This window comes from Citrobacter sp. wls711, from assembly GCF_005281055.1.
Classification (GTDB): Bacteria; Pseudomonadota; Gammaproteobacteria; order Enterobacterales; family Enterobacteriaceae; genus Citrobacter; species Citrobacter gillenii.
This window is the reverse complement of sequence record NZ_SZXC01000054.1, coordinates 1-3,252: the sequence shown is the minus strand read 5'-3', so window position 1 is coordinate 3,252 and position 3,252 is coordinate 1. Positions and strand designations below refer to the sequence as shown.

1 protein-coding gene and 3 pseudogenes are annotated in these 3,252 nt (G+C 50.9%); 3 read left to right on the top strand and 1 reads right to left on the bottom strand.

Annotation, left to right across the window (positions count from 1 at the left end):
- Positions 1–233: pseudogene (locus FDW98_RS23520) on the bottom strand (hypothetical protein); the annotation flags it as partial.
- 131 nt (positions 234–364) lie between these two features.
- Here FDW98_RS23520 and FDW98_RS16850 point away from each other — a divergent pair.
- From FDW98_RS16850 to FDW98_RS16840, 3 genes and pseudogenes are all read left to right on the top strand, one after another.
- Positions 365–1,350 (top strand): annotated as a pseudogene (locus tag FDW98_RS16850) (IS5-like element ISEc68 family transposase).
- A gap of 339 nt (positions 1,351–1,689) precedes the next feature.
- The gene (locus tag FDW98_RS16845) at positions 1,690–2,670 is read left to right on the top strand and encodes an NAD(P)H-quinone oxidoreductase (RefSeq protein ID WP_196479507.1); all 981 of its coding nucleotides are present in this window, start codon (positions 1,690–1,692) and stop codon (positions 2,668–2,670) included.
- 97 nt (positions 2,671–2,767) lie between these two features.
- Positions 2,768–3,252, top strand: a pseudogene (locus tag FDW98_RS16840) (IS5-like element ISKpn26 family transposase); the annotation flags it as partial.

Genomic DNA, 3,252 nt, shown 5'->3' with positions numbered 1-3,252 from the left:
AAAACGGGAGTGACCATAGATTCCGTTTTCTGAGACGTCCCCAGTACTCGATTGCCGACTACCAGCTTGCGATTAAACTGCTTAGGATTCCATGAATAATGAACGGATGATGGTATTTGAGTGCTTTCACCTGAGAGGCTTTGCAGAGATAGGTTGTCCATCTCAAAATCGACCCCTTTCATCTTTAATATCTCACGCATCAGGGCATCGCTTCCCCCTGGGTTAGTAGGCATGGGTCTGCCTGTTAAGCTGTTAATCCTTGCCTTGGTATACAAGCCATAGCCAAGCTTTATTAGGGAAGGTGCGAATAAGTCCGAGATGTGAGATCATCGTGTTGTAACCTGAACCCAGAATGAGTAACCGGATGAGCCAGCAACTGACTTTTGCCGACAGTGAGTTTTCCAGTAAACGCCGCCAGACCCGCAAAGAAGTTTTCCTTGGCAGAATGGATGACTTGCTTCCCTGGGACAAATTACTTGGCGTTATCGAGCCTGTGTATCCCAAGGCCGGTAATGGTCGCAGGCCCTATCCGCTGGAAACCATGCTGCGTATTCACTGCATGCAGCAATGGTACAACCTGAGCGATGAGGCCATGGAAGATGCCCTCTATGAAATCGCCTCCATGCGCCAATTTGCTCGCCTGTCACTGGATAAAGCCATTCCATTCCAGACCGCACTACCATCATGAATTTCCGGCATTTGCTGGAGCAGCATGAACTGGCCCGCAAAATCTTCAGTACCGTTAATCACTGGCTAGCAGAGTGTGGCGTTCTAATGACCCAGGGCACCTTGGTGGATGCCACCATCATTCAAGCCCCCAGCTCTACCAAAAACAAACACAACAGCCGTGATGAAGACATGCACCAGACCAAGAAAGGTAACCAGTGGTACTTCGGCATGAAAGCGCACATTGGCGTGGACGCCAAAAGTGGCCTGACCCACAGTCTGGTGACCACGGCGGCTAACGAGCACGACCTCAATCAGGTTGGCAAGTTACTGCATGGCGATGAAGAATTTATCTCAGCCGATGCTGGTTATCAGGGGGCCGAAAAGCGCGATGAGCTCAGCGATGTCAGCGCAGACTGGCTTATCGCCAAGCGTCCCGGCAAAGTGAATGCATTGAAGCAACACCCGCGCAAGAACAAGCTGGCCATCCGTTACGAATACCTGAAAGCGAGTATCCGAGCGAAGGTTGAGCATCCATTTCGGATAGTAAAATGTCAGTTTGGTTTCGTCAAAGCCAGGTACAAGGGGCTGGCTAAAAATGACAGTCAACTGGCGATGTTATTCACCCTGGCGAACCTGGTTCGAGTTGACCAATTGATACGGGCACAGGCGAGATCTACCTGAAATGAGGAAATTGGCCTGAAACAGGGCCAAAATCAGCCACGAAGAGACGATTTTGGGCTGAAAATTGGAAAATTGAGCCACAGGACGTCGATAAAGGACGGTTTGGGGCGTCATATCGGGAGCTGCGGACCACTTAATCGCAACTTCCTTAGCCAACGATGCGTTGATCCAAGGTGTTCAAATAAAACCGGAATGGATGTTCAAGTAAATCGGAATCCGCAGAGGGTACGTGCTGCAACGTACAGAAAAGTGGCTAGTGATGAGACACAGTGTAGTTGGGAAATTCAACGAAAAACAAAATCATAAGGACTTACGTTCATGTTACATACTGCGAATAAAATGACTGTCATTGAAATCTCTGAGCCTGGCGGGCCAGAGGTTTTAACGCCCGTTCAGACAACGATTCCGGTGCCAAAGGCTGGGGAAATTTTGGTTCGCGTCAAGGCCGCAGGTGTTAATCGTCCTGACGTCATTCAACGCCAGGGTCATTACCCTATGCCTGACGACGTAACCCCTATTCCTGGTCTTGAGGTCGCTGGAACGGTTTCATCAATTGGAGAAGGCGTCACGGGCGTAAAGATTGGTGACCGAGTCTGTGCTCTGACGAATGGCGGTGGTTATGGTGAGTATTGCATCGTGCCGGAAAGCCAGACACTGCCGGTGCCAGACAGCATGTCAATGATAGCAGCGGCGGCACTTCCTGAGACTCTGTTCACCGTCTGGGCAAACTTGTTCAAGATTGGTGGCGCAACACAGGGTCAGAGTGTTCTGATTCATGGGGGAACAAGTGGTATCGGCACAACCGCGTTGATGCTATGCCGCGAAATCGGTATCGAGGCATATGCGACGGCTGGATCAGATGATAAATGCGATGTGATCGCAGAGCTTGGCGCTACGCCAGTCAACTACCGGACAACTGATTTTTCTGATTTCATTTTGAAGCAAACGGATGGCCGTGGCGTTGATATCATTCTCGATATAATGGGTGCATCCTATTTCTCCCGAAATATGAGGAGTTTAGGAATGGATGGCCGGCTGGTAATCATTGGCTTCCTTGGCGGAGCTTTCGCAGATCAAGTGGATCTGCAAGAACTCGCGTTGAAGCGAGCGGTTGTCACGGGTTCAACGATGCGAGCACGAACTTCGGTCGAAAAAGCCGAAATTGCCAATGACTTGCTTAAAAATATCTGGCCGATTCTCAATGCAGGTCGTTGCCATCCCATGATTCACAGCACATTCCCGTTACGCGAAGCAGCACGCGCGCATGCATTGATGGAGTCCGGCAAGCATGTTGGGAAAATTGTTCTTACGGTGAATTAGCTTTAAGCCCGACACAACTCCCACGTTAGGGAAGGTGCGAACAAGTTCCTGATATGAGATCATCATATTCATCCGGAGCGCATCCCAGAGGGACATCATGAGCCATCAACTCACCTTCGCCGATAGTGAATTCAGCACTAAGCGCCGTCAGACCCGAAAAGAGATTTTCCTCTCCCGCATGGAGCAGATTCTGCCATGGCAGAATATGACCGCTGTCATCGAGCCGTTTTATCCCAAGGCGGGCAATGGCCGACGGCCCTATCCGCTGGAGACCATGCTGCGTATTCACTGCATGCAGCATTGGTACAACCTGAGCGACGGTGCCATGGAAGATGCTCTGTACGAAATCGCCTCCATGCGCCTGTTTGCCCGGTTATCCCTGGATAGCGCCTTGCCGGACCGCACCACCATCATGAATTTCCGCCACCTGCTCGAGCAGCATCAACTGGCCCGTCAATTGTTCAAGACCATCAATCGCTGGCTGGCCGAAGCAGGCGTCATGATGACCCAAGGCACTTTGGTGGATGCCACCATCATTGAGGCACCCAGCTCTACCAAGAACAAAGAGCAGCAACGCGATCC

Bases quoted from the DNA above. Each gene is read 5' to 3' on its own strand.
- FDW98_RS16845 (WP_196479507.1), top strand. From the start codon at position 1,690: ATGACTGTCATTGAAATCTCTGAGCCTGGCGGGCCAGAGGTTTTAACG.